Below are 25,476 nucleotides of genomic sequence, written 5' to 3'. Positions count from 1 at the left end.
GATCACCCGATCGGGCGACGGACGCGGCGGGCGGTTCAGCGCTGGGTGTGCACCACGGCGAACTTCGCGCCCTCCGGATCGGCCAGTGTGGCCACCGGGCCGTGCGGGGTGTCGTGGGTGGGGTCGAGGACCCGCCCGCCGAGTTCGATGACACGGTTGGCGGCCTCGTCGGGGTCCGCCACCTCGAAGTAGGTCAGCCAGTGCGGACCCCGGTCCCGGGGGAGCGCGTCGCCGACTCCGTGGATGCCGGCGACGGAGCGGCCCGCGACGCGCAGGGTGAGGTAGTCGTCGTCGGCCGAGACCAGGGGCTCCTCCTCGTAGCCGAACGTCGTCTCGTAGAACTTGGCGACCAGCGAGCTGTCGACGGTGAGGAGCTCGTCCCACGCAGGGGTGCCGGGGACTCCGCCGATGTCCGCTCCGAGGTGCTCCGCGGCCTGCCAGACGCCGAAGACGGCCCCCGCGGGATCGGAGGCGATCACCAGGCGGCCCGCCTCGCCGGCGTCCAGCGGACCGACGCCGACCGTGCCGCCGCAGTGCCGTACGGTCTCCGCGGTCCGGTCCGCGTCGTCCGAGGCGAAGTACGGCGTCCAGGCGACGGGCAGATGGCGGTCGGGCGGGAGCTGTCCGATGCCCGCCACCTGGCGCCCGTCGAGCAGGGCCCGCACGTACGGGCCGAGCTGCTGGGGGCCGGGCTGGAACTCCCAGCCGAACAGGGCCCCGTAGAACTCCTGGGTCGTGGCCGTCCCGTGCACCATCAGGCTCACCCAGCAGGGCGTGCCCGGTGGATACGCGGCGCCGCTCAGGCCGGCCGACCCCCGTGCCTCGGTCATCGTCACTCTCTCCTCGGCCCCTCGCGGTGGCCGTGTCCGTCCGCCCTCGGGACGCGTGTACCGCGTCCGCGCGCGATCACGCCCCGTGCCGATGCTCGCACCACCCATGGCGTGCCGGACCCGCGCCGCACCGCCGCGCGCGGCCTGCGTGCCCGAGGATGCCGGACGATCCGGTACCGGGCGCCGTCCGCGGCGCGGCCGTGCGAGGTCCATCGGCTGTACGGCATGTGTCCGATCCCGTACACCCGGTGATCGGCATCGCCCGGCGGGCAGAGTAGCCGGACCCGGGCGACGCGGCCACCCCGTACGCGAGGATGGAGCCATGAACGCCATCATCTCCGCCGCCGACCTCGCCGGCGAACTGGCGGGCCCCCGTCCGCCGGTCCTCCTGGACGTCCGCTGGCAGTTGGGCGGCCCGAACCTGCGTCCCGAGTACGACAGGGCCCACATCCCGGGAGCCGTCTTCGTCGACCTGGACGCCGAGCTGGCCGGCCCGGCGGGCTCCGGCGGCCGTCACCCGCTGCCCGACACCGGCGCCTTCGGCGCGACGATGCGGGCGGCCGGGGTCAGCGCCGACCGCCCCGTCGTCGTCCACGACGGCGGCCTCAACTGGGCCGCCGCGCGCGCGTGGTGGCTGCTCGGCTGGGCGGGGCACCCCTCGGTACGGGTCCTGGACGGCGGTCTGGCGGCCTGGGAGGGCCCTCTGACGGCCGAGGTCCCGCAGCCCGCGCCCGGCACCTTCGAGCCCGCCCCCGGCGCGCTGCCGCTGCTCGACGCGGACGGCGCCGCCGAGCTGGCCCGCACCGGACTGCTGCTGGACGCCAGGGCCGCCGAGCGCTACCGCGGTGACGTGGAGCCCATCGATCCGGTCGGCGGCCACATCCCGGGTGCGGTGTCCGCCCCCACCACGGAGAACGTGGCCGAATCCGGCCGCTTCCGGTCCGCCGCCGAACTCGCCGACCGCTTCAAGGGGCTCGGCGCGAGGCCCGGCACCGAGGTCGGCGTGTACTGCGGCTCCGGTGTCTCAGGGGCCCACGAGGTGCTGGCCCTGGCGGTCGCCGGCATCCCGGCGGCGCTGTACGTGGGCTCGTGGTCGGAGTGGTCCCGGGACGGGAGCCGGCCGGTCGCCACCGGCCCCGACCCCCGGTGAGCGGGCGCTGACGGAATGCCGAGGGGCCCGCGTCTGAACGACGCGGGCCCCTCACCCGTATGAATAACCGATCCTGCACCAACAAAAAACACCATCGGACAGCGTCGGCGACGACGCGGACAGGACACCGCCGGAGACACAGACGAGCACACCGGTCCATCGGGGCGACCGGTCCGACCCCCTCACCGCCGCAGGTCCGTTACTCCTGTTTCTTGCGCCGCGTCCCGAACACGATCTCGTCCCAGCTCGGCACCGCCGCGCGGCGGCCCGGGCGGACGCCGTCCGCCTCGGCCTGCCGGTCGGTGGCGCCGATCAGCCGGTCGCGGTGGCCGTTGACCGACCGCGGCATGAGGACGTCCGCGTACGCGGAACCGGCCGAGGCCGCGGGGGCCGCGGACTCCTCCTCCGCCACCTCCTCGACGGAAGCGGACTCCTCCTGCGGTTCGAGGGAGGGCAGTTCGGGCACCACCAGGTCGCCCCGGTAGCTGGGAACGGCCTCCAGGATGCTGGTCAGCGAGTCGCGCTCGCTCACCAGGTCCTCGTCGGACTCGGGCGGCGGCCCCGGCAGGGCGGGACGGTCCGCCTGGCGGTCCAGGGGGCGGTCGCGGGGCAGCCGGGCGATCCTCGGCACGAACGGGAAGCTCGGCTCGGGCGTCCCGAGGTCGTCGGACTCGCCGATCAGCGAGCGTGCCTCGTCGTCGACGGCCTGGACGAGCCGCCTGGGCGGGTCGTACGTCCAGCTCGCCGAGTGCGGTTCACCGGCGACGCAGTACACGAGCAGCACTTCCCAGGTGCCGTCGTCCCGGCGCCAGGAGTCCCACTGGACGGTGTCCTTCTCGGCGCCGCGCAGCAGCAGCCGCTCCTGGACGGCCTCGCCGAGCTGGGGTCCGGCCGCGTTCTCTCCAGGGCGGCGGACCGGGGTCTTGCGGGCCCGCTCCGCCATGAAGGCGCGCTCGGCGAGGACGGGGCCCTCGAACCGGCGCACCCGGTCCACGGGGATGCCGGCGAGCTGCGCGACCTCCTCGGCCGTGGCACCCGCGCGTATCCGCGCCTGGATGTCACGGGGGCGGAGATGGCTCTCCACCTCGATCTCGATCTGACCGAGGCGAGGACGGTCGCCGCGCACGGCGGCACGCAGCCGCTCGTCGATCGGCAGCGTGTACTCCGTGGAATCGGCAGCCTTCAGCACCAGCCGTGTGCCGTCATTGGAGACGGCCACGACACGCAGTTCGGGCATGGGGACCTCCCGGGTGGTGCCTGCCGACGTCACGTGCGTCGCTGCTTCCGCTAGTCGAGTGTTCCGCTAGTCGAGTGTGGCCTGCCCGGGTGCAGCCTGCCACAACCTTGCCTGATTGCCCGGCGTGTCGAGCGTGGGCCCGAGATCGCCGTTATGGCACGGTTATCAATTCGCAACGCTAAGTGACGAACCTCATCACCCTGTGCAACGGTCCCCCTCCCGGCGGTCCTTGGAGGCCCCGGACACCCTGGCGGGAGTCCGGACCCAGGGCTCGCAACAGTACTCCATTCGGGCCACTTGCGTGGATCGGCACGCCGCCCGACTTTCTCGTGGGTGACGTCAATCGGCCGCGGGAGCAGACCTTTTCGTGACCTCGGGAGGGACGCGCTTCACGCGATCACCGGCATCCCCGACCCGGCTAGGCGCCCAGCACCCGGCGCAAGTAGTCGTTCTGGAAACGCCGTTCGGGGTCCAGCCGGTCACGCAGTGCGGTGAACTCGCCGAACCGGGGGTAGACCTTGGCGAAGTAGTCCGAGTCGCGGGTGTGCACCTTGCCCCAGTGCGGCCGCCCCTCGTGCGCGGTGAAGATCCGCTCGGCGGCGGTGAAGTACGCCTGATAGGGCGTGCCCTTGAACATGTGGACGGCGACGTAGGCGCTTTCCCGGCCGGAGGCGGTGGAGAGCGCGATGTCGTCGGCCGGCGCCGTGCGCACCTCGACGGGGAAGCTGACGCGCAGCTTCGAACGGTCGACCATCGCCTTGACTTCACGCAGCGTGTCCACCAGGGCCTCGCGCGGCACGGCGAACTCCATCTCCACGAACCGCACCCGGCGCGGGGAGGTGAAGACCTTGTAGGGGATGTCGGTGTAGGTCCGCGCGGACAGGGCGCGGCTGGAGATCTGCGCGATCGTCGGGATGGTGGCGGGGACCGCCTGGCCCACCCAGTTGGCCACCTGGAAGACGCCGTTGGAGAGGAACTCGTCCTCGAACCAGCTGTTCAGCTGGGGGACGGGCTTCTCGGGGCCCGCGCTGCGGTTGTTGCGCTTGGTGTTGGTGTTGCCGGTGTGCGGGAACCAGTAGAACTCGAAGTGCTCGTTCTCGGCGTGCAGTTCGTCGAACTCGGCCATGACCTTCTCGAACGGCATCGGTTCCTCGCGCGCCGTGAGCAGGAAGATCGGCTCCACGGCGAAGGTGATCGCGGTGACGATGCCGAGGGCGCCGATGCCGACACGGGCGGCGGCGAACACGTCGGGGTTCTCGGTCGGCGAGCAGGTGAGGACCGAGCCGTCCGCGGTGACCAGTTCGAGTCCCCGGATCTGGGCGGCGATCGAGGCCGAGTCCCGGCCCGTGCCGTGCGTTCCGGTGCTGGTGGCGCCGGAGACCGTCTGCTCCATGATGTCGCCCATGTTCGTGAGCGACAGCCCCTCGCGCGCGAGGGCCCTGTTGAGCCGCTTGAGCGGGGTGCCGGCGGCGACCGTGACGGTCATGGCCTCACGGTCGATCTTCCGTATGCCCGTCAGCAGTTGGGGACGGATCAGCACGCCGTCGGTCGCGGCGGCGGCCGTGAACGAGTGGCCCGTGCCGACGGCCTTCACCCGCAGGTCGTCCTCGGCGGCCCGCCGTACGGCCGCGGCGAGTTCCTCGACCGTGGCGGGCGTGACCTCCCGCACGGGCCGGGCGGTGACGTTCCCCGCCCAGTTACGCCACGTGCCGCTCTTGCCGATCACTGTGGTGCTCATGGGGCCCTCCCCGCCTAGGAGCCGGCCTGCGCAGCCGGCGGTACCCGAGGAAACCCACCGCGACCGCGACGGCTCCGGACGCCGCCGGAACCACGTACCCCGCCCGCGCCCCGGCGGCGTCGATCACCCAGCCGGAGACCGAGGAACCGAGCGCCACCCCGACCGCGAGCCCGGTGCCCACCCAGGTCATGCCCTCGGTCAGTTGCGTGCGTGGTACGTGCTCCTCGATCAGGGACATCGTCGTGATCATCGTGGGTGCGATGGACAGTCCGGCGACGAAGAGCGCCACGGCCAGGAACGGCAAGTTTCCGACCAGTAGGAGGGGGATCATACTCACGGCCATGGCGCACACGCCCAGCAGCCACCGTCGTTCCGCCGCCCCGGCGAAGCGCAACAGCCCGAAGACGACGCCCGCGGCGCAGGAACCGGCCGCGTACACGGCCAGGACGACGCTCGCGGCGGCCTTGTGACCGCGCTCCTCGGCGAATGCCACCGTGACCACGTCGACGGCCCCGAAGATCGCTCCGGTGGCCACGAAGGTGGCCACCAGGACCTGCAGTCCGGGCGAGCGCAGCGCCGAACGGCCCCGGTCGTGCCGGTCGCGCGGATGCGGCGCCGGTTCGGTCGCCCGCTGGGCGGTGAGCCAGAAGACGCCGGCCGCCAGGAAGCAGGCCGCCAGCAGCGGGCCCGCCTCCGGGAACCACGCGGTGGACAGCCCGATGGAGATGATCGGCCCGAAGATGAAGCAGACCTCGTCGACGACCGACTCGAAGGAGTACGCCGTGTGCAGCTGCGGGGTGTCCCGGTACAGGGCCGCCCAGCGTGCCCGGGTCATCGCGCCGAGGCTCGGCACACAGCCGATACCGGCCGAGCAGACGTACAGCACCCAGTCCGGCCAGGAGCGGTGCGCGGCGAACAACAGCGCGGCCGACGCGGTCAGCGCCACCAGCGTCGCCGGGCGCAGCACCCGCCGTTGTCCGTACTGGTCGACCAGCCGCGAGATCTGCGGGCCGAGCACGGCGGCGGACAGCGCGATGGTCGCCGACAGCGCGCCCGCCAGGCCGTACCGTCCGGTGAGCTGGGAGATCATCGTGACCACGCCGATGCCCATCATGGACAGCGGCATCCGCCCGAGAAGACCCGCGGCGGTGAAGCTCTTGGTGCCGGGGGCGGCGAACAGGGCGGTGTACGGGCTGGGCACGGGGTCTCCGGTCGGTCCGGTAGGCGGAGGAGAGGCGTCCGCGTAAGGCGTGACCGCGGTCGGTACAGCTTACGGGTGAGGTCACCCTAAGTCATCCTCGGGTGCAGGCCGGGATCCCGGCCGTCGGCGCCGGGTGGCAGGATCGACGACATGCCACACGCGCACGACGCCACCCCCTACGACGCCCTGCTCCTGCTCTCGTTCGGCGGCCCGGAGGGCCCGGACGACGTGGTCCCGTTCCTGGAGAACGTGACACGAGGGCGCGGCATCCCCAAGGAACGCCTCAAGGAAGTCGGACAGCACTACTTCCTGTTCGGCGGGGTCAGTCCGATCAACGCCCAGAACCGTGCCCTGCTCGACGCCCTCCGCAAGGACTTCGCCGAGCACGGGCTGGACCTGCCGGTCTACTGGGGCAACCGCAACTGGGCTCCCTATCTGACCGACACGCTGCGTGAGATGGCCGCCGACGGCCGCCGCCGCGTGCTGGTCCTCACCACCAGCGCGTACGCCTCCTACTCGGGCTGCCGCCAGTACCGCGAGAACCTCGCCGACTCGCTCGCCGCGCTGGAGGCCGAGGGACTGGAGCCGCCGAGGATCGACAAGATCCGGCACTACTTCAACCACCCGGGCTTCCTGGAACCCGTGATCGACGGCGTCCTGCGGTCGCTCGCCGACCTCCCCGAGGACGTGCGCGACGGCGCGCACCTCGCCTTCTGCACGCACTCCATCCCGAACGCCTCGGCGGACACCTCCGGCCCGGTCGAGGACCACGGGGACGGCGGTGCCTACGTCGCCGAGCACCTGGACGTCGCGCGGCTCGTCGTCGACGCCGTGCGCGAGCGGACCGGCGTGGAGCACCCCTGGCAGCTCGTCTACCAGTCCCGCTCCGGCGCCCCGCACATCCCGTGGCTGGAGCCCGACATCTGCGACCACCTGGAGGAGCGGCACGCGTCCGGGGCCCCGGCCGTCGTGATGGCACCCATCGGGTTCGTCTCGGACCACATGGAGGTCCTGTACGACCTCGACACCGAGGCCATGGCCAAGGGCCGGGAACTGGGGCTGCCGGTCCGCCGCTCCGCCACGGTGGGCGCCGACCCGCGGTTCGCCGCCGCGATCCGGGACCTGGTCCTGGAGCGGGCGGCGGTCGAACGCGGCGAGGACGCGGTCGCCCCGTGCGCCCTCGGCACGCTCGGCGCGAGCCACCACCTGTGCCCGGTCGGCTGCTGTCCGGCCCGCGCACCCAGGCCCGCAGCCGCGGGCGCCGACAGCCCGTACGCGTGAGGAGCACCGTGACCGACCAGCCAGAGCACCCCGAGGGACTGCGCGCCGAACTGCTGGAGACCGCCCTGGAGGCGGCCCGCCGCGCGGGAACCTTCCTGCGCGACGGCCGCCCCGCCGACCTGGGCGTCGCCGCCACCAAGTCCAGCGCGGTCGACGTCGTCACCGAGATGGACATCGCCTCCGAGAAGCTGATCACCGGCCTGCTGGCCGAGCGCAGGCCGCTCGACGGCGTGCTCGGCGAGGAGGGCGCCAGCGTCGAGGGCACCAGCGGTGTCCAGTGGGTGATCGACCCCATCGACGGCACCGTCAACTACCTCTACGGACTGCCCAGCTGGGCCGTTTCCATCGCGGTCCGGGTGGACGGCGAGACGGTCGTGGGCGTGGTCCACGCCCCGGAGCGGGGCGAGACCTTCCGGGCCGTCCTCGGTGCGGGCGCGTACCTGAACGACCGTCCCGCGCGCGTGCGCCCCGCCCCGGAGCCGGCGCTGGCCCTCGTCGGCACCGGTTTCGGCTACCGCGCCGAACGCCGGGCCCGGCAGGCCGACGTGCTGCGCGAACTGATCCCGTACGTGCGGGACATCCGGCGCGGCGGCTCGGCCGCGATCGACCTGTGCGACGTGGCCGCGGGCCGCCTGGACGCCTACTACGAGCGGGGCCTCAACCCCTGGGACTACGCGGCGGGCGACCTCATCGCCCGGGAGGCGGGCGCCCTGACCGGTGGCCGCCCCTCGGAGCCCCTCTCGCCCGAGCTGACCGTCGCCGCCCCACCCGGCCTCTTCGAGGTCCTCCAGACCCGCCTGGAGGACCTCGGCGCCTGGCACGACTGAGCGGACGCGAAAAAAGCGGCGGGCCCCCGGCCTGGATCTGGCGGGGGCCCGCCGTGTGCGTGCGGGCTGGGGCAGTGGGCCGGGAGAACCGGACGCCCAGGGCGGTGACCCTAGGCGCCGACCTCCACGCCGTGGTCGGCGGCGAGACGGCGCAGGTCGTCGAGCTCGCCCTGCTCCACCTCGGCGAGGAAGTCGTCGCCCTCGTCGCGAGCCCTGGTCAGGTCGGACTCGGTCGTCCTTATGCGCTGCAGAAGTCCTGCGGTGAAAGCGTCCATGCTGCGCCCCCTCGTCCTGGGTCGTGGGTCGATGGCACGGGGGTGTGCCGTTCGGAAGGGGCGATCACGTCTCCTGTGGATGCCCAGCGCCACCCGGGCCGGGAGGCGACGGTGCCGGACACCCACGCCCGCTCCTGCGGAAAAGCGGATTGCCGCGTACCGCATGGTGGTGCGGCACAAGCGGAGCGTGATCGCGGGGTGTAAAGCCGTCCTCCCCCCGGTCTCCCGGACGGAAACCTCGGCCGGACGAAAAAATCCCGCGTTCGGCGCCCCGCGCCCGCGGCCTTCCCGCCGAAGGGCCGCCTTACAGCCGACTTACGGCTGAAAAAGGCAGGATGGAGGTCCACACACCCACGCACACCCCGCCCGTGCGCGCCCTCGGCGCGCTACGCGGGTGGACACAGGAAGGACAAGCGACGTGCGCGTACTCGTCGTCGAGGACGAGCAGCTGCTCGCCGATGCGGTGGCCACCGGACTGCGCCGGGAGGCCATGGCCGTCGACGTCGTGTACGACGGTGCGGCCGCCCTGGAACGCATCGGCGTCAACGACTACGACGTGGTCGTCCTCGACCGCGACCTCCCCCTCGTCCACGGCGACGACGTCTGCCGCAGGCTCGTCGAGCTGGGCCTGCCCACGCGCGTGCTGATGCTGACCGCGTCCGGCGACGTCAGCGACCGCGTCGAGGGCCTGGAGATCGGCGCCGACGACTATCTGCCCAAGCCCTTCGCCTTCAGCGAGCTGATCGCACGTGTACGGGCCCTCGGCCGGCGCACGAGCGTGCCGCTGCCGCCGGTCCTGGAGCGGGCCGGGATCAAGCTGGACCCCAACCGCCGCGAGGTCTTCCGGGACGGCAAGGAGGTCCAGCTCGCGCCGAAGGAGTTCGCCGTGCTGGAGGTGCTGATGCGCAGCGAGGGCGCGGTCGTCTCGGCGGAACAGCTCCTGGAGAAGGCCTGGGACGAGAACACCGACCCGTTCACCAACGTCGTACGGGTGACGGTCATGACGCTGCGCCGCAAGCTGGGCGAGCCCCCGGTCATCGTCACCGTGCCCGGCTCCGGCTACCGGATCTGATCCGCCGTGGCCCCCGCCCCGGCGCCGCCCCAGGCGCCCCCGAAGCCCACCTGGGACCCCCGGCGGGCGCAGAACCCGCTGCCCTGGCTGCGCCCGACCATCCGGATAAGGCTCACGCTGCTGTACGGCGGCATGTTCCTGATCGCCGGGATCCTGCTGCTGTCGATCATCTATCTGCTCGCCGCCCAGGCCGTGAGCACCGGCAACACGCCGGTGTTCAAGATCGAGGGGGGCGACAACATCAGCGTCTCCAGCGCCCTGTGTCCCACGGTCGACGCCAACACGGCCCCGACCAACCTCAAGCTCGACGACTTCAACGCGGCGATCTCCGCCTGCATCGACGACCACCGCCAGAAGGCCCTGGACACCCTGCTCAGCCGTTCCCTGCTGGCCCTGCTCGGGCTTGCGGTGATCGCGTTCGCGTTCGGGTACGCGATGGCGGGCCGGGTGCTCGCGCCGCTCGGCCGGATCACCCGCACCGCCCGCGCGGTGGCCGGCTCGGACCTGTCGCGCCGGATCGAGCTGGACGGTCCGGACGACGAGCTGAAGGAGCTGGCGGACACCTTCGACGAGATGCTGGACCGGCTCCAGCGTGCCTTCACCGCCCAGCAGCGGTTCGTCGGGAACGCCTCGCACGAGCTGCGGACACCGCTCGCGATCAACCGCACCCTGCTGGAGGTGCACCTCTCCGATCCGGGCGCGCCGACCGAGCTGCAGCAGCTGGGCAAGACGCTGCTCGCCACCAACGAGCGCAGCGAGCAGCTCGTCGAAGGTCTGCTGCTGCTGGCCCGCAGCGACAACCAGATCGTCGAGCGCAAGCCCGTGGACCTCGCCGAGGTCGCCTCCCGGGCCATCGACCAGGTGCGCTCCGAGGCGGAGGCCAAGAAGGTGGAGATCCGCGGCGAGTGGGCCCCCGCGGTCGTCCAGGGCAACGGCGTCCTGCTGGAGCGCATCGCCCTGAACCTGGTCCAGAACGCCGTCCGGTACAACGTGCCGGGGCCGGGCGGCTGGGTGGAGGTCACGACGGAGCTGCAGCACGGACAGGCGGTCCTGGTGGTCACGAACACCGGGCCCGTGGTCCCGGCGTACGAGATCGACAATCTTTTCGAGCCGTTCCGGCGGCTGCGTACGGAGCGCACGGGCAGTGACAAGGGCGTGGGCCTCGGCCTGTCGATCGTCCGGTCCGTCGCCCGCGCGCACGGCGGCCATATCGCCGCCCGGCCACGTGAGGGAGGGGGACTCGTGATGCGCGTGACCCTGCCCGTCTGAGAAAATGGCCCCGGTTTCCAGGACGTGTTCGCTTTGCGCGGAATTTTCGGGGCACCTGATCGAATCGGTCGTGCACGACCGATGTGTGATCGATCACATGGGCGAATTTCCGGCCATCTACCGAGCGTGATCATGTGGCCTCCGGAAAGCCGGGATAATCCGGGTTTTCAGGGGTTGAGATCACGGGAAGTACATGCTGAAGCGCCTTTGATAAGCAGCCTCCGGACCGTGTACGGTCCCGTTCGCCATCCAAGCCGATCACTCTTGAGGAGTCCGGTTGGGTGTCGATTGAGTAACAGACCTTGATGTGAGGCAAAATCTCCGCCTCAGGTCGGGCACAAGTCCGGCCTCTCACGCGTTACGTGCGGGAGACACCGCAGACACCCAGAGGGGGAGAGCGACATGGCAACGGATTACGACACCCCACGCAAGACCGACGACGACGTCGACTCGGACAGCCTGGAAGAACTCAAGGCTCGCCGGAACGACAAGTCGACGTCCGCCGTGGATGTAGACGAGTTCGAGGCCGCGGAAGGCCTGGAACTGCCCGGGGCCGACCTCTCGAACGAGGAGCTGGCCGTCCGGGTACTGCCCAAGCAGCAGGACGAGTTCACCTGCATGAGCTGCTTCCTGGTGCACCACCGCAGCCAGCTGGCCCGCGAGAAGAACGGTCAGCCCATCTGCCGCGACTGCGACTGAGGCGGGGTCGGCCGTGACCGGCTCGACCCCTCCTTGGAAGCGCCGCTCCCGCAAGGGGGCGGACCCGGGGCCCCACGACGGCTCCGACGGCGTGCGTGACGACGAGCGGGGCTCCTCCGACCAGGGAGCGGCCTCGCTCGAACGTGCGTCCGACATGGCGTCGGGGGGCGCCACGGATGAGCAGGGGCGCCTGCCCGTACCGGTGGAGGTTCCGGCGCCGGTCGCCGACCGGCGCGCGGCCGTCGTCCGCGCAGGACTGAAAGAGGGCCTGAAGGTCGGGGCCCGCAAGAGCGGTGACCGGGCCAGAGCGGGGCTCGCGTACATCACCGACCGGATCATCGAGATCGCCCCGCGGATTCCCGTACGCGATCTCGCGGCTCTGCGCGCCCAGTTCCCGGGACTGGGGCCCGAGCAGATCGCCGACAAGCTCGTCGCGGGGGCCGCCTACGCCACGTCCACGGTGGGCGCGGGCGTCGGGGCCGCCGCGATGCTGCCCGCGCCGCCCGCCATGCCCGCGGAGCTGGCCGCCGAGATCACCGGGGTCGCCGCGATCGAGCTCAAGCTCATCGCCGAACTGCACGAGGTGTACGGGGCGCGGCCCCCGGGGAATCTGCGGCAGCGCAGCACCGCCTACCTGAACTCCTGGTCCTCGGAACGCGGCATCGACGTGACCAGACCCTCCACGGTCAACTCCGCGCTCGGCGGACAGATGAAGCGGCAGCTGCGGCAGCAGATCATGAAGCGGATGGTGCGCGACCTGCCGAACCTGATGCCGTTCCTGGTCGGCGCGGCGGTCGGGGCGGTCATGAACCACCGGGACACCAGACGCCTCGCGGAGCGCATCCGCAAGGACCTGCGGCGCACACAGGTGCCGTGGGAGGCGCTGCCGGAACTCGCGCCGCTGGAGAAGCCCGCCGACCCCCTGACGATCGGGGAGTTGCCGAAGGAACTCGGCGGCGGCTGAGCCCCCGGCGGTAAGAGTTCGGCGAGAAAACGCCCCTGCCGGAGCCCGCGGCGCGCTACGCCGGCGTCCTCGCCGCCTCCAGGGCGGCCACCAGGCGCTCCGGTTCGCGCGTCGACAGGTACACGTACGGGGTCGGGTCGGCCGGGTCGGTGACCGGGACGCGCAGGGCGGTGGGAACGTACGCGCGCAGAAGCATGAACGCGTGGGGGTTGGCCTTGTACGTGCGCCAGGCCTGGGCCTCCTCGCGGTCCAGGATCTCCGGCTCGCCCAGGGCGCTCACCGGGATCTTCGCCTCGCCCGCGATCAGGGAACCTCCGACGACGCGGATGCGGACCGAGCCGTAGGAGCTGGCGACGACCGCCGCGACCGCCGTGCCGCCGGCGAACCCGCCCAGGAGGGGGAGGGTGCCGAAGGGCAGCAGGATGAGGGCCATCGAGACGCCGACCAGCAAGCACACGAGCCACCAGGAGCGGGGCGCGGTGAGGCGTTCTTCGTACGGCGGGGCGGGGGGCTGCATGGTGTCTAGCTTGGCACGGGCGCCCTCGGGCCCGGGAAGAGGGGCGAGCGAGGGGAAACCCTGCCCGTAGGGACGGTGGCCGGAGGCTGACGGGCGGGTAAGGTCTGCGCCTGTGAGAGGTACTTCCGCGGCCCTGCGACCCCCGGCGGACGCCCAGGCGCCCGTACGGCATCCCGAGGCGCCCGCCCCCGGTGAGTCGCTCGGCGCGCACTACGGGCAGTGTTTCGGCTGTGGCGGTGAGCAGCCCCACGGGCTGCACCTGGAGGCGACGGCCGGTGAGGGCGTCACCCTCACCGCCGAGTTCACGGTGCGGCCCGCGCACCAGGGGGCGCCCGGCCTCGCGCACGGCGGGGTCCTGGCCAGCGCCCTGGACGAGACCCTCGGCTCCCTCACCTGGCTGCTGCGCACCATCGCGGTGACCGGGCGGCTGGAGACGGACTTCCTGCGGCCCGTTCCCGTCGGCACCGTGCTGCATCTGCGGGCCGAGGTGACGGCGGTGGCGGGACGGAAGATCTTCGCGACGGCGGAAGGGCGCATCGGCGGTCCCGACGGCGCCCTGGCCGTCCGCGCCGACGCGCTGTTCGTCGAGGTGAAGGTCGACCACTTCATCGACCACGGGCGCAGCGAGGAGATCCAGGCGGCCATGAACGACCCGGACCAGGTCCGGCGGGCCCGCGCCTTCGAGGTGAACCCGTGAGTGACGGCCGTACCCCCGTGGACGTCCTGATCCGGCGCGTCGACCCCGATGTGCCGCTGCCGGACTACGCGCGGCCCGGTGACGCGGGAGCCGATCTGCGCACCACGCAGAGCCGGGAGCTGAAGCCCGGCGAACGGGCCGTACTGCCCACGGGAGTTTCCATCGCACTCCCGGAGGGGTACGCGGCCTTCGTACACCCACGGTCCGGCCTCGCCGCCCGCTGCGGCGTCGCCCTGGTGAATGCCCCGGGGACGGTTGATGCCGGGTACCGTGGGGAGATCAAGGTGATCGTGGTGAATCTCGACCCGCACGAAGCCGTGCGGTTCGAACGCTTCGACCGGATTGCCCAACTGGTCGTCCAGCAGGTCGAGAAGGTGCGCTTCCACGAGGTGGCGGAGCTTCCCGACTCGGCGCGGGCCGAGGGGGGCTTCGGGTCCACCGGCGGTCATGCCGCCGTGGGCGGCACAACAAGCGGCACAACGGGTGGGAATCGATACGCTTCGGTCGTATCCGACCGGGAAGGACAGTGACGTGTTCGGACGTCGCAAGAAGAAGGGTTCCGCCGAGGACGCGGCGGACGCGGCGAGCGAGGCCGAGCAGGTCGACGGCGTCGCTGGGGACGCCGACACCGAGGCGGACGAGGTCGGGCGGGAGCGCGTGCGGCTCGAACCGGAGCCCCGCCCCGACGGGCCGTGGGACAGCACCGAGGTGCGCGAGCCCGGCGAGGGCCGGGTGGACCTCGGCGGCATCTTCGTGCCCGGAGTCGACGGCATGGAGCTGCGGGTCGAGGTAGCGGGCGACGCGATCGTCGCGGCGACCGTCGTGCTGCGCGACAGCGCGGTCCAGCTGCAGGCCTTCGCCGCGCCCAAGCGCGAGGGCATCTGGGGCGAGGTCCGCGAGGAGATCGCCTCCGGCATCACCCAGCAGGGCGGTGTCATCGACGAGGTCGAGGGTCCGCTCGGCTGGGAGCTGCGCGCCCAGGTGCCGGTCCAGCTGCCGGACGGCACCGGCGGCTTCCAGGTCGTCCGGTTCGTCGGCGTGGACGGGCCCCGCTGGTTCCTGCGCGGGGTCATCTCCGGCCGGGGCGCGGTGGAGCCGCAGACCGCCGGGCTGCTGGAGCAGATCTTCCGGGACACGGTCGTCGTCCGCGGCGAGGGCCCGATGGCCCCGCGCGACCCGATCGTCCTGAAGCTCCCGAACGACGCGCAGATGGTCCCCGAGGGCGTCCAGCAGGACGAGCAGGCGGGTTCCCGCTTCTCCGGAGGCATGGGGCAGCTGCAGCGCGGACCCGAGATCACCGAGGTGCGCTGAGCGTTCACCGCTCGGCCGGACCGCTAAGAGCTGACCGCTACGGGCTGTGAAGGGGCCGTACTCCCCGGTGGAGTACGGCCCCTTCGTCGTGCCCGCGGCCCTCGGCCCCGGGGCGCGTCAGGGTTGCGTCAAGGAGCGGCTCCGGCGCGTCTCCCGTCCCCTTTGCCGTGATTATTGGCCGTAGGGTCGACGCTGCGTAGGCGGCGGTCACGGGAAGACAATGGGGACATGGGACGCGGAAAGCTCCGGATCTACCTCGGCGCGGCACCGGGCGTCGGCAAGACGTACGCGATGCTGTCCGAGGCGCACCGCCGGATCGAACGCGGCACCGACTGCGTGGTGGCCGTCGTGGAGCACCACGGCCGGCCGCGCACCGAGGTGATGCTCCACGGTCTCGAACAGATCCCGCGCCGGGAGCTGGCCCACCGGGACGCGGTCTTCACCGAGATGGACGTGGACGCCGTCCTCGCCCGGCGTCCGCGCGTCGCCCTCGTGGACGAACTGGCCCACACCAACGTGCCCGGCTCCCGCAACGACCGGCGCTGGCAGGACGTCCAGGAACTGCTTGCGGCCGGCATCGACGTCGTGTCGACCGTCAACATCCAGCACCTGGAGTCCCTCGGTGACGTCGTCGAGTCGATAACGGGCGTACGGCAGCGCGAGACCGTCCCCGACGAGGTGGTCCGGCGGGCCGACCAGATAGAGCTGGTCGACATGTCCCCGCAGGCCCTGCGGCGGCGGATGGCGCACGGCAACGTCTACCAGCCCGACAAGGTCGACGCGGCCCTGTCGAACTACTTCCGCCCCGGGAACCTGACCGCGCTGCGGGAGCTCGCGCTGCTGTGGGTGGCGGACCGGGTCGACGAGTACCTGAACGCCTACCGCAGCGAGCACCAGGTCTCGCGGATCTGGGGATCGCGCGAGCGGATCGTGGTCGGGCTGACGGGAGGCCGCGAGGGGCGGACCCTGATCCGGCGGGCCGCCCGGCTCGCCGAGAAGGGCGCGGGCGGCGAGGTCATGGCCGTCTACATCGCCCGCAGCGACGGGCTGACCTCCGCCTCGCCGAAGGAACTCGCCGCCCAGCGCACCCTCGTCGAGGACCTCGGCGGCACCTTCCACCACGTCGTCGGCGACGACATCCCCGCGGCGCTGCTGGCCTTCGCGCGCGGGGGCAACGCCACCCAGATCGTGCTCGGCGTCTCGCGCCGCAAGAGCTGGCAGTACGTGTTCGGACCGGGCGTCGGCGCGACCGTCGCCCGGAACTCCGGACCCGACCTGGACGTCCACCTCATCACCCATGACGAGGCGGGCAAGGGACGCGGGCTGCCCGTCGCCCGGGGCGCCCGGCTCGGCCGGGTCCGGATGATCTGGGGCTGGCTGGTGGGGACGGCCGGACCGCTGCTGCTCGCGCTGGTGCTGGTCGCCTCCTCGACCGACCTGGGGCTCGCCAACGACATGCTGCTCTTCCTGTCGCTGACGGTCGCCGCCGCCCTGCTGGGCGGTCTGCTGCCCGCCCTCGCCGCCGCCGTGCTGGGGTCGCTGCTGCTCAACTGGTTCTTCACGCCTCCCGTCCACACCCTGACCGTCGACGACCCCACGAACATCGTCGCCATCGTGGTCTTCATAGGGGTCGCGGTGGCGGTGGCCTCCGTGGTGGACCTCGCGGCCCGGCGTACCCACCAGGCGGCCCGGCTGCGCGCCGAGTCGGAGATCCTGTCGTTCCTCGCGGGCAGTGTGCTGCGCGGCGAGACCAGTCTGGAGGCGCTCCTCGAACGGGTCCGGGAGACCTTCGGGATGGAGTCGGTGGCCCTGCTGGAGCGCGGGAGCGACGTGGAGCCGTGGACCTGCGCGGGCAGCGTGGGACCCCGGCGGGTGGACCGCCCGGAGGCCGCGGACGTGGACATGCCGGTCGGCGACCACATGGCGCTCGCCCTCTCCGGGCGCGTCCTGCCCGCCGAGGACCGCCGGGTGCTGGCCGCGTTCGCCGCGCAGGCCGCCGTCGTACTGGACCGGCGGCGCCTGCAGCAGGAGGCGGGCCGGGCCAGGGAACTCGCCGAGGGCAACCGCATCCGCACCGCGCTGCTCGCCGCCGTCAGCCATGACCTGCGCACCCCGCTGGCCGGGATCAAGGCCGCCGTCTCGTCCCTGCGCTCCGACGACGTGGCCTGGTCGCCGGAGGACGAGGCGGAACTGCTCGCGGGCATCGAGGAGGGTGCCGACCGGCTCGACCACCTCGTGGGCAACCTCCTCGACATGTCCCGCCTGCAGACCGGCACCGTCAGCACACTGATCCGCGAGATCGACCTCGACGAGGTGGTGCCGATGGCCCTGGGCGGGGTGCCCGAGGGCAGCGTCGGGCTGGAGATCCCCGAGAGCCTGCCCATGGTCGCCGTCGACCCCGGACTGCTGGAGCGGGCGGTCGCCAACATCGTCGAGAACGCCGTCAAGTACAGCCCGCCCGGTACGCCCGCCCAGGTCTCCGCCAGCGCCCTAGGCGGCCGCGTCGAGGTCCGGGTCACCGACCGGGGCCCCGGCGTCCCCGACGAGGCCAAGGAGCGCATCTTCGCCCCCTTCCAGCGCCACGGGGACGCTCCGCGCGGGACCGGTGTGGGACTGGGCCTGGCGGTCGCCCGCGGCTTCGCCGAGGCGATGGGCGGCACGCTGGACGCCGAGGACACACCGGGCGGGGGACTGACCATGGTCCTCACGGTGCGGGCCGTGCAGAAGGCCCCCGGGCCCGATACGCCCCCGCCGTCGGGCACCGGCCCGGCCCTGCACACGTCTACGGGGGCAGACGCCGCCCCGACGGGGGGCACGGCCGCCGACGCACCGGTCGGCACGGCCGCATCGGCAGAGAGGCGGGGCATATGACCCGGGTGCTCGTGGTCGACGACGAGCCGCAGATCGTGCGGGCCCTCGTGATCAACCTCAAGGCACGCGCGTACGAGGTGGACGCGGCCCACGACGGCGCGACCGCCCTCGCACTCGCCGCCGCGCGCCACCCCGACGTCGTGATCCTCGACCTCGGGCTGCCCGACATGGACGGCGTCGAGGTGATCGACGGACTGCGCGGCTGGACCCGGGTGCCGATCATCGTGCTCTCCGCCCGCCACACCTCCGACGAGAAGGTCGAGGCACTGGACGCCGGGGCCGACGACTACGTCACCAAACCCTTCGGCATGGACGAACTGCTCGCCCGGCTGCGCGCCGCCGTCCGGCGCGCCGAGCCCGTCGGGGGCGAGGAGGGCGACGTGATCGTCGAGACCGGCGACTTCACCGTGGACCTGGCCGCCAAGAAGGTGAACCGGGACGGCAGGGACGTCCGGCTGACCCCCACCGAGTGGCACCTCCTGGAGGTACTGGTCCGCAACACCGGGCGCCTGGTCGGCCAGAAGCAGCTGCTCCAGGAGGTCTGGGGGCCTTCGTACGGGACGGAGACCAACTACCTCCGGGTCTACATGGCCCAGCTGAGGCGCAAGCTGGAGCGCGATCCTTCGCGGCCGAGGCACTTCATCACCGAGGCGGGGATGGGGTACCGCTTCGAGAAGTAGCCGGGGGTACGGCTTCGTCGGCGGGCCCCGGTACGCTTTTGTCATGAGTGCTGTTCCTCGTTCCGAGAAGCCGGCGGGCCGGTTCCGGCGCATGCTCGACCGGCTCTCCTCGTCCCAGACGGACCTGGAGTCGGAGGAGCTGCGCGAGGACGCGGACACCGCGGGCTGCACCCGCATCTGTGACTGCCACGACCGACAGATCGTGACGGTTACTGGTACCTTGCGCACGGTCACGCTGCGCCCCCGGGCCGGTGTCCCCGCCCTGGAGGCCGAGCTGTTCGACGGATCCGCCGCGCTGGACGTGGTGTGGCTGGGCAGGCGCTCCATCGTCGGGATAGAGCCGGGGCGCAAGCTGATCGCATCCGGCCGGGTCTCGATGAGCCGGGGCCGCAGGGTGCTGTTCAACCCGAAGTACGAACTCAGACCCCTCGGACGGGAGTAGCCGGTGACGTCGCTCGACAAGCCGACGGAAGACGCCCAGCACGGCGTCCAGGACGCACAGAGCGGACAGGACGGCTCGCAGGACTCCAGGGCGGTGACGGAGGCCGCGCTGTTCGAGGCGTTCGGTGGCGTGCGCGGCATGGTCGAGACCGTGCTCCCCGGCCTGCTCTTCGTCTCCATCTTCACGATCAACAAGAACCTGCACTTCGCGGCCCTGGCAGCCCTCGCCGTCTCGGTCCTGCTGGTCGTGGTGCGGCTCGTCATGAAGGACACCGTCAAGCACGCCTTCAGTGGTGTCTTCGGGGTCGCCTTCGGCGTGGTCTTCGCGATGATGACCGGCAACGCCAAGGACTTCTATCTGCCGGGCATGCTGTACACGCTGGGCCTCGGCCTCGCGTACATCGTCACCACGCTGGCCGGGGTGCCGCTGATCGGACTGATGCTCGGCCCGGTCTTCAAGGAGAACCTGTCCTGGCGGACCCGGAACCCGGGCCGCAAGAAGGCGTACGCCAAGGCGAGTTACGCGTGGGGGGCGATCCTGCTCGCCAAGTGCGCGATCCTCTTCCCGCTCTACTGGTGGGCCGACACCACCCAGCTGGGCTGGGTGCTCATCGCCCTGAAGATCCCGCCGTTCCTGCTCGCGGTGTGGCTGACCTGGATCTTCCTCGCGAAGGCGCCGGCGCCCATCGACGTGTTCGCCGAGATGGAGGCGGAGGAGCGGGCCGAGGAGGAGCGGAAGGCCGCGGCGCGGGCCGGCGAGTAGGCATCCGGCGTTGCCGGAAGGCGGACGAAGACTCGGGGCGCCCGGACATCTCCGGGCGCCCCGAGTCCGTATCGCACCCTGCTAGCCGGCCGCGTCCTCGCGGCGCACCGACAGCAGGTCCTCCAACTGCTCCTCGCGGGCCTGGGCGGCCACGAACAACAGTTCGTCGCCTGCCTCCAGGGAGTCGTCCGCGGTGGGGGTGAGGACCCGGGTGCCCCGGATGATCGTGACCAGGGAGGTGTCCTCCGGCCACTCGACCTCGCCCACCTGCGTGCCGGCCAGGGCCGACTCTGGCGGCAGGGTCAGCTCGACCAGGTTCGCGTCACCGTGGCTGAAGCGCAGCAGCCGGACCAGGTCACCGACACTGACCGCCTCCTCGACCAGGGCCGACATCAGACGCGGGGTGGACACGGCCACGTCCACGCCCCAGGACTCGTTGAACAGCCACTCGTTCTTGGGGTTGTTGACGCGGGCGACGACGCGCGGGACGCCGTACTCCGTCTTCGCCAGCAGCGAGACGACCAGGTTGACCTTGTCGTCGCCGGTCGCGGCGATGACGACGTTGCAGCGCTGCAGCGCCGCCTCGTCCAGGGACGTGATCTCGCAGGCGTCGGCCAGCAGCCACTCCGCCTGGGGGACGCGCTCGACCGAGATCGCGGTCGGCGCCTTGTCGACGAGAAGGACCTCGTGGCCGTTCTCCAGCAGCTCGCCCGCGATCGAACGGCCGACCGCTCCGGCTCCGGCAATGGCGACCCTCATCAGTGACCGCCCTCCTCGTCGGGGCCCTCGGCGAAGGACGCCTCGACCTTCTCCACGTCGTCCGTCCGCATCATCACGTGCACGAGGTCGCCCTCCTGCAGCACCGTCTGGGAGGTCGGCAGAACCGCCTCGCCCAGGCGGGTGAGGAAGGCGACGCGGACGCCGGTCTCCTCCTGCATCTTGCTGATCTTGTGGCCCACCCAGGCCGACGAGGCGTGCACCTCGGCGAGCTGGACACCGCCAGTGGGGTCGCGCCACAGGGGCTCGGCGCCGGACGGCAGCAGCCGGCGGAGCATCTGGTCGGCGGTCCAGCGGACCGTGGCGACCGTCGGGATGCCCAGGCGCTGGTAGACCTCGGCGCGGCGGGGGTCGTAGATGCGCGCCGCCACGTTCTCGATGCCGAACATCTCGCGGGCGACGCGGGCGGCGATGATGTTCGAGTTGTCGCCGCTGGAGACGGCGGCGAACGCGCCCGCCTCCTCGATGCCCGCCTCGCGCAGGGTGTCGCGGTCGAAGCCGACCCCGGTGACGCGCCGGCCGCCGAAACCGGAGCCCAGACGACGGAAGGCCGTGGGGTCCTGGTCGATCACGGCGACCGTGTGCCCCTGTTGCTCCAGGGTCTGGGCGAGGGTGGAACCCACTCGCCCGCAGCCCATGATGACGATGTGCACGACCGTCCTTCCGGTGTCAATAGCTACTGTTCAGCCGAAACGTCGAAAACAGGGTCTCAGACCGTCGCCCAAGCTACACACGTGCGGTCCACCGGGGGCACCCCCGTGCAGACTCCGGTCACATCGTGGGACGACGCCTGCTGATCCGGCGGACGCTGATCCCCGTCAGGACGCCGAGCCCGAGTAGGGAGGCGAGAGCGCCGATCAGCTCCGCGGTCGCGGCCTGCATGAGGTCTCCAGGGAGTAGAGGGGGGCGAGAACGTCACGGGTTCCGTCGGATACCCGGTCCACACACGGCAGTACAGGGGACGGACGGGATTCGTCATACAGACGTGAGGACGCCGCCCATGAGACCGGAGGATGCGTGACGTGACGCACTTCGCAGCCGTCCGGGGACGGATTTCACCCCGGGGCCCGCCGGGATTTCACCCGGATGTGCCCAGAACCAGCCGGGGCGCTTACGATCCTCTGCGTGTCCAAACTGACCGACGTGCCCAAACGGATCCTGATCGGGCGGGCCCTGCGCAGCGACCGGCTGGGCGAAACGCTCCTGCCGAAGCGCATCGCACTCCCCGTCTTCGCCTCCGACCCGCTCTCGTCCGTGGCGTACGCACCCGGAGAGGTGCTGCTGGTCCTGTCCATCGCGGGCGTGTCGGCCTACCACTTCAGCCCCTGGATCGCGGTCGCGGTCGTCGTGCTGATGTTCACCGTCGTGGCGTCCTACCGGCAGAACGTGCACGCGTACCCGAGCGGCGGCGGCGACTACGAGGTGGCGAACACCAACCTCGGCCCCAAGGCCGGTCTCACCGTCGCCAGCGCGCTCCTCGTCGACTACGTCCTCACCGTCGCCGTGTCGATCTCCTCGGGCGTGGAGAACCTCGGTTCGGCCATCCCCTTCTTCGTCGAGCACAAGGTGCTGTGCGCGATCGGCATCATCGTGCTGCTCACGCTGATGAACCTGCGCGGGGTGAAGGAGTCGGGCAAGCTCTTCGCGATCCCGACCTATGTGTTCGTCGTCGGTGTCTTCCTGATGATCGCCTGGGGCGCGTTCCGCGGGCTGGTCCTCGACGAGACCATGCGGGCGCCGACCGCCGACCTGGCGATCAAGCCCGAGCACCAGGGCCTCGCCGGTTTCGCGCTCGTCTTCCTGCTGCTGCGCGCGTTCTCCTCCGGCTGTGCCGCCCTCACCGGGGTCGAGGCCATCTCCAACGGCGTCCCCGCCTTCCGCAAGCCCAAGTCGAGGAACGCGGCCACCACGCTCGCCGCGATGGGCCTGCTCGCCGTCACCATGTTCTGCGGCATCATCGGCCTCGCCATGGCCACCAAGGTGCGGATGGCGGAGAACCCGGCGAAGGACCTGTTCCGCGACGGCACCCCGGTCGGCGACTCGTACGTGCAGAACCCGGTGATCTCCCAGGTCGCCGCCGCCGTCTTCGGGGACGGCACGTTCCTCTTCGTGGTGCTCGCCGCCGCCACCGCCCTGGTGCTGTTCCTGGCCGCCAACACCGCCTACAACGGCTTTCCGCTGCTCGGTTCGATCCTCGCCCAGGACCGCTATCTCCCGCGTCAGCTGCACACCCGCGGCGACCGCCTCGCCTTCTCCAACGGCATCGTGCTCCTCGCGGGCGCCGCCGTGCTCCTGGTGTGGATCTACGGCGCCGACTCCACGCGCCTGATCCAGCTGTACATCGTCGGGGTGTTCGTCTCCTTCACGCTCAGCCAGACCGGCATGGTCCGGCACTGGAACCGCCATCTGCGCACGGAGAAGGACCCGGCCAAGCGGCGCCACATGGTCCGCTCCCGCGCGATCAACACCTTCGGCGCCTTCTTCACCGGGCTGGTCCTGATCGTCGTCCTCGGCACCAAGTTCACGCACGGCGCCTGGGTGGCCCTGCTCGGCATGGTGATCTTCTACGCGACGATGACGGCCATCCGTAAGCACTACGACCGGGTCGCCGCGGAGATCGCCGCGCCGGACGGCCCGAGCGACGACGTCGTCCGGCCGTCGCGGGTCCACTCCGTGGTGCTGATCTCCCGGATCCACCGCCCCACCCTGCGCGCCCTCGCCTACGCCAAGCTGATGCGGTCCCACACCCTGGAGGCGCTCAGCGTCAACGTCGACCCGGTGGAGACCAAGGCGCTCCAGGAGGAGTGGACGCGGCGCGGCATCGACGTACCGCTGAAGGTCCTCGACTCCCCGTACCGCGAGGTCACCCGGCCGGTCATCGAGTACGTCAAGGGGCTGCGCAAGGAGTCGCCGCGGGACGCGGTGTCGGTGATCATCCCCGAGTACGTGGTCGGTCACTGGTACGAGCACCTGCTGCACAACCAGAGCGCGCTCCGGCTCAAGGGCCGGCTGCTGTTCACGCCGGGTGTCATGGTCACCTCCGTGCCCTACCAACTGGAGTCCTCCGAGGTCGCCAAGCGCCGGGCGCGCAAGCGGCAGGAGTGGAGCGCGCCGGGTTCGGTCCGGCGTGGACCGGCGCACGAGCGGCCGAAGGAGTCCTCGGGCAAGGCGTCGGCCAAGGCATCGAACAAGCCCTCGTCCTCGGGCAAGGGGCCGGCGGACAAGGGCTGACGCGCGCCCGGCCCGGCGTTCGTGGTCGGCGGCCGGACGGCACCCACGTAGACTGGTGGGCTGTTGTCCGGCCGTTGTCGCGTTCCCCATCCTCTGGAGTCACCCCACCATGCAGGCAGAACCGAAGAAATCGCTGGTGGGAGAGGAGTACGAGGTCGAGGTCGGCCCCGTCGCCCACGGTGGCCACTGCATCGCGCGGACGTCCGAGGGCCAGGTCCTCTTCGTACGGCACACGCTGCCCGGCGAGCGGGTCGTGGCGCGGGTGACCGACGGCGAGGAGGGCGCGCGTTTCCTGCGGGCGGACGCGGTCTCGGTCCTCACGGCCTCCAAGGACCGCGTCGAGGCCCCCTGCCCCTACGCCGGCCCCGGCCGCTGCGGCGGCTGCGACTGGCAGCACGCCAAGCCGGGTGCCCAGCGGCGCTTCAAGGGCGAGGTCATCGCCGAGCAGCTGCAGCGGCTCGCGGGCCTCACGCCCGAGGAGGCCGGCTGGGACGGCACGGTCATGCCGGCCGAGGGCGACAAGGTCCCGGCGGGCGAGGTCCCGGCCTGGCGCACGCGCGTGCAGTACGCGGTGGACGCCGACGGCCGGGCCGGACTGCGCAGGCACCGCTCGCACGAGGTCGAGCCGATCGACCACTGCATGATCGCCGCGCCGGGCGTCTCCGAGCTGGGTATCGAGAAGCGCGACTGGGCGGGCATGGCCTCCGTCGACGCGATCGCCGCCACCGGGTCGCAGGACCGCCAGGTGATCCTCGAACCCCGGCCGGGTGCGCGGCTGCCCCTGGTGGAACTCGACAAGCCGGTGTCGGTGATGCGGGTCGAGGAGAAGGACGGGGGAGTGCACCGCGTGCACGGCCGCCCCTTCGTCCGCGAGCGCGCGGACGACCGGACGTACCGGGTCGGCAGCGGCGGCTTCTGGCAGGTCCACCCCAAGGCCGCGGACACCCTCGTCAAGGCGGTCATGCAGGGCCTGCTGCCGCGCAAGGGCGACATGGCGCTGGACCTCTACTGCGGGGTGGGCCTGTTCGCGGGCGCCCTCGCCGACCGCGTCGGCGACAAGGGTGCCGTCCTCGGCATCGAGTCCGGCAAGCGCGCGGTCGAGGACGCGCGGCACAACCTCGCCGGCTTCGACCGGGTCCGCATCGAACAGGGCAAGGTCGAGGCGGTGCTGCCGCGCACGGGCATCGAAGAGGTCGACCTGATCGTCCTGGACCCGCCCCGCGCCGGCGCGGGCAAGAAGACCGTCCAGCACATGGCATCGCTGGGCGCCCGCCGCATCGCGTACGTGGCCTGCGACCCGGCGGCACTGGCACGGGACCTCGGGTACTTCAGGGAGGGCGGGTACCGGGTGCGGATGCTGCGGGCGTTCGATCTGTTTCCGATGACCCACCACGTGGAGTGTGTCGCGATCCTTGAACCCATCGCAAAGGGCGTCTGACCTGCAGGTTTCCCAGTGTGCGTTATGTGCATTGTGGGCGTTACGGGCGATATCTTGACGCTGAAATGACGCTCGTGACGCTCAAATGACGCTCGTTCTGACGGGATGTCAGGGCTGTGATCGTGCAGGTAGCGCCGGGTGCTGAGCTCGGTTTGTGCGGTCTGGCTTTGCGGAGACTTGAAGAACATCGGTCCGTTTCGCCGTCGC

The 25,476-nt window shown here is 71.6% G+C and carries 24 protein-coding genes; 16 read left to right on the top strand and 8 right to left on the bottom strand.

Annotated features, from left to right (window positions below):
- Positions 1 to 35 precede the first annotated feature (35 nt).
- On the bottom strand, positions 36 to 830 hold the full coding sequence (locus SCAB_RS11420) for a VOC family protein (protein WP_037724015.1): 795 nt from the start codon (positions 828 to 830) through the stop codon (positions 36 to 38).
- A gap of 322 nt (positions 831 to 1,152) precedes the next feature.
- On the opposite strand from SCAB_RS11420, the gene SCAB_RS11415 reads away from it, so the two are divergent.
- The gene (locus SCAB_RS11415) at positions 1,153 to 1,980 is read left to right on the top strand and encodes a sulfurtransferase (RefSeq protein ID WP_013000224.1); all 828 of its coding nucleotides are present in this window, start codon (positions 1,153 to 1,155) and stop codon (positions 1,978 to 1,980) included.
- A 199-nt stretch (positions 1,981 to 2,179) separates the two neighbouring features.
- On the opposite strand, the gene sepH is transcribed toward SCAB_RS11415, so the two are convergent.
- The 3 genes from sepH to SCAB_RS11400 form a co-directional block, all read right to left on the bottom strand.
- Complete coding sequence (gene sepH, locus SCAB_RS11410) at positions 2,180 to 3,217, bottom strand: septation protein SepH (RefSeq protein ID WP_013000223.1); 1,038 nt, start codon at positions 3,215 to 3,217, stop codon at positions 2,180 to 2,182.
- A gap of 418 nt (positions 3,218 to 3,635) precedes the next feature.
- Positions 3,636 to 4,955, bottom strand: coding sequence for a D-arabinono-1,4-lactone oxidase (locus SCAB_RS11405; protein WP_013000222.1), 1,320 nt, complete (start codon positions 4,953 to 4,955; stop codon positions 3,636 to 3,638).
- Complete coding sequence (locus SCAB_RS11400; protein WP_013000221.1) at positions 4,915 to 6,156, bottom strand: MFS transporter; 1,242 nt, start codon at positions 6,154 to 6,156, stop codon at positions 4,915 to 4,917. Before SCAB_RS11400 ends, SCAB_RS11405 begins: the two co-directional genes overlap by 41 nt.
- A gap of 150 nt (positions 6,157 to 6,306) precedes the next feature.
- Between SCAB_RS11400 and SCAB_RS11395 the strand changes: the two genes are divergently transcribed.
- Together SCAB_RS11395 and SCAB_RS11390 are read left to right on the top strand one after the other, a co-directional pair.
- Positions 6,307 to 7,437, top strand: a complete 1,131-nt coding sequence (locus tag SCAB_RS11395; RefSeq protein WP_013000220.1) for a ferrochelatase — start codon at positions 6,307 to 6,309, stop codon at positions 7,435 to 7,437.
- Between the two features lie 8 nt (positions 7,438 to 7,445).
- Positions 7,446 to 8,264, top strand: a complete 819-nt coding sequence (locus SCAB_RS11390; protein WP_013000219.1) for an inositol monophosphatase family protein — start codon at positions 7,446 to 7,448, stop codon at positions 8,262 to 8,264.
- A 110-nt stretch (positions 8,265 to 8,374) separates the two neighbouring features.
- Here the strand turns inward: SCAB_RS11390 and SCAB_RS47685 are convergent, their stop codons facing one another.
- Entirely contained in the window at positions 8,375 to 8,539 is a 165-nt protein-coding gene (locus SCAB_RS47685) for a hypothetical protein (protein ID WP_005481595.1), read from the bottom strand.
- Between the two features lie 418 nt (positions 8,540 to 8,957).
- On the opposite strand from SCAB_RS47685, the gene SCAB_RS11385 reads away from it, so the two are divergent.
- From SCAB_RS11385 to SCAB_RS11370, 4 genes are all read left to right on the top strand, one after another.
- The gene (locus tag SCAB_RS11385) at positions 8,958 to 9,611 is read left to right on the top strand and encodes a response regulator transcription factor (RefSeq protein ID WP_013000218.1); all 654 of its coding nucleotides are present in this window, start codon (positions 8,958 to 8,960) and stop codon (positions 9,609 to 9,611) included.
- A 6-nt stretch (positions 9,612 to 9,617) separates the two neighbouring features.
- Positions 9,618 to 10,880, top strand: coding sequence for a sensor histidine kinase (locus tag SCAB_RS11380; RefSeq protein ID WP_013000217.1), 1,263 nt, complete (start codon positions 9,618 to 9,620; stop codon positions 10,878 to 10,880).
- Positions 10,881 to 11,282: 402 nt separating this feature from the next.
- Positions 11,283 to 11,579, top strand: a complete 297-nt coding sequence (locus tag SCAB_RS11375) for a DUF4193 domain-containing protein (protein ID WP_005481602.1) — start codon at positions 11,283 to 11,285, stop codon at positions 11,577 to 11,579.
- 13 nt (positions 11,580 to 11,592) lie between these two features.
- On the top strand, positions 11,593 to 12,543 hold the full coding sequence (locus SCAB_RS11370; RefSeq protein ID WP_013000216.1) for a hypothetical protein: 951 nt from the start codon (positions 11,593 to 11,595) through the stop codon (positions 12,541 to 12,543).
- A gap of 55 nt (positions 12,544 to 12,598) precedes the next feature.
- Here the strand turns inward: SCAB_RS11370 and SCAB_RS11365 are convergent, their stop codons facing one another.
- A complete protein-coding gene (locus tag SCAB_RS11365) occupies positions 12,599 to 13,060 on the bottom strand; it encodes a DUF3093 domain-containing protein (protein WP_013000215.1) in 462 nt (153 codons plus the stop codon).
- Between the two features lie 112 nt (positions 13,061 to 13,172).
- Here SCAB_RS11365 and SCAB_RS11360 point away from each other — a divergent pair, with 112 nt between their 5' ends.
- From SCAB_RS11360 to SCAB_RS11330, 7 genes are all read left to right on the top strand, one after another.
- A complete protein-coding gene (locus SCAB_RS11360; RefSeq protein ID WP_013000214.1) occupies positions 13,173 to 13,757 on the top strand; it encodes a PaaI family thioesterase in 585 nt (194 codons plus the stop codon).
- On the top strand, positions 13,754 to 14,287 hold the full coding sequence (gene dut, locus SCAB_RS11355) for a dUTP diphosphatase (RefSeq protein WP_013000213.1): 534 nt from the start codon (positions 13,754 to 13,756) through the stop codon (positions 14,285 to 14,287). The genes SCAB_RS11360 and dut overlap by 4 nt, the downstream gene beginning before the upstream one ends.
- A gap of 1 nt (position 14,288) precedes the next feature.
- Entirely contained in the window at positions 14,289 to 15,068 is a 780-nt protein-coding gene (locus SCAB_RS11350) for a DUF3710 domain-containing protein (protein WP_013000212.1), read from the top strand.
- Between the two features lie 228 nt (positions 15,069 to 15,296).
- Entirely contained in the window at positions 15,297 to 17,939 is a 2,643-nt protein-coding gene (locus SCAB_RS11345) for a sensor histidine kinase (protein ID WP_013000210.1), read from the top strand.
- A complete protein-coding gene (locus SCAB_RS11340) occupies positions 17,936 to 18,619 on the top strand; it encodes a response regulator (protein ID WP_013000209.1) in 684 nt (227 codons plus the stop codon). The genes SCAB_RS11345 and SCAB_RS11340 overlap by 4 nt, the downstream gene beginning before the upstream one ends.
- A gap of 43 nt (positions 18,620 to 18,662) precedes the next feature.
- Positions 18,663 to 19,061 (top strand): OB-fold nucleic acid binding domain-containing protein, encoded by a 399-nt coding sequence (locus SCAB_RS11335; RefSeq protein ID WP_005481623.1) that lies wholly within the window; start codon positions 18,663 to 18,665, stop codon positions 19,059 to 19,061.
- Positions 19,062 to 19,064: 3 nt separating this feature from the next.
- On the top strand, positions 19,065 to 19,823 hold the full coding sequence (locus SCAB_RS11330) for a DUF3159 domain-containing protein (protein ID WP_013000208.1): 759 nt from the start codon (positions 19,065 to 19,067) through the stop codon (positions 19,821 to 19,823).
- Between the two features lie 81 nt (positions 19,824 to 19,904).
- Here the strand turns inward: SCAB_RS11330 and SCAB_RS11325 are convergent, their stop codons facing one another.
- Both SCAB_RS11325 and SCAB_RS11320 read right to left on the bottom strand, forming a co-directional pair.
- Positions 19,905 to 20,582, bottom strand: a complete 678-nt coding sequence (locus SCAB_RS11325; RefSeq protein ID WP_013000207.1) for a potassium channel family protein — start codon at positions 20,580 to 20,582, stop codon at positions 19,905 to 19,907.
- Positions 20,582 to 21,253: a potassium channel family protein gene (locus SCAB_RS11320; protein ID WP_013000206.1), complete on the bottom strand. Its 672-nt coding sequence runs from the start codon at positions 21,251 to 21,253 to the stop codon at positions 20,582 to 20,584. Before SCAB_RS11320 ends, SCAB_RS11325 begins: the two co-directional genes overlap by 1 nt.
- A gap of 472 nt (positions 21,254 to 21,725) precedes the next feature.
- Here SCAB_RS11320 and SCAB_RS11315 point away from each other — a divergent pair, with 472 nt between their 5' ends.
- Positions 21,726 to 23,831: an APC family permease gene (locus SCAB_RS11315; protein WP_013000205.1), complete on the top strand. Its 2,106-nt coding sequence runs from the start codon at positions 21,726 to 21,728 to the stop codon at positions 23,829 to 23,831.
- 109 nt (positions 23,832 to 23,940) lie between these two features.
- Positions 23,941 to 25,269, top strand: coding sequence for a class I SAM-dependent RNA methyltransferase (locus SCAB_RS11310; RefSeq protein WP_041669082.1), 1,329 nt, complete (start codon positions 23,941 to 23,943; stop codon positions 25,267 to 25,269).
- Positions 25,270 to 25,476: the final 207 nt, after the last annotated feature.

This window comes from Streptomyces scabiei 87.22, assembly GCF_000091305.1.
Classification (GTDB): domain Bacteria; phylum Actinomycetota; class Actinomycetes; order Streptomycetales; family Streptomycetaceae; genus Streptomyces; species Streptomyces scabiei.
This window is presented reverse-complemented; position numbering and strand designations above follow the sequence as displayed.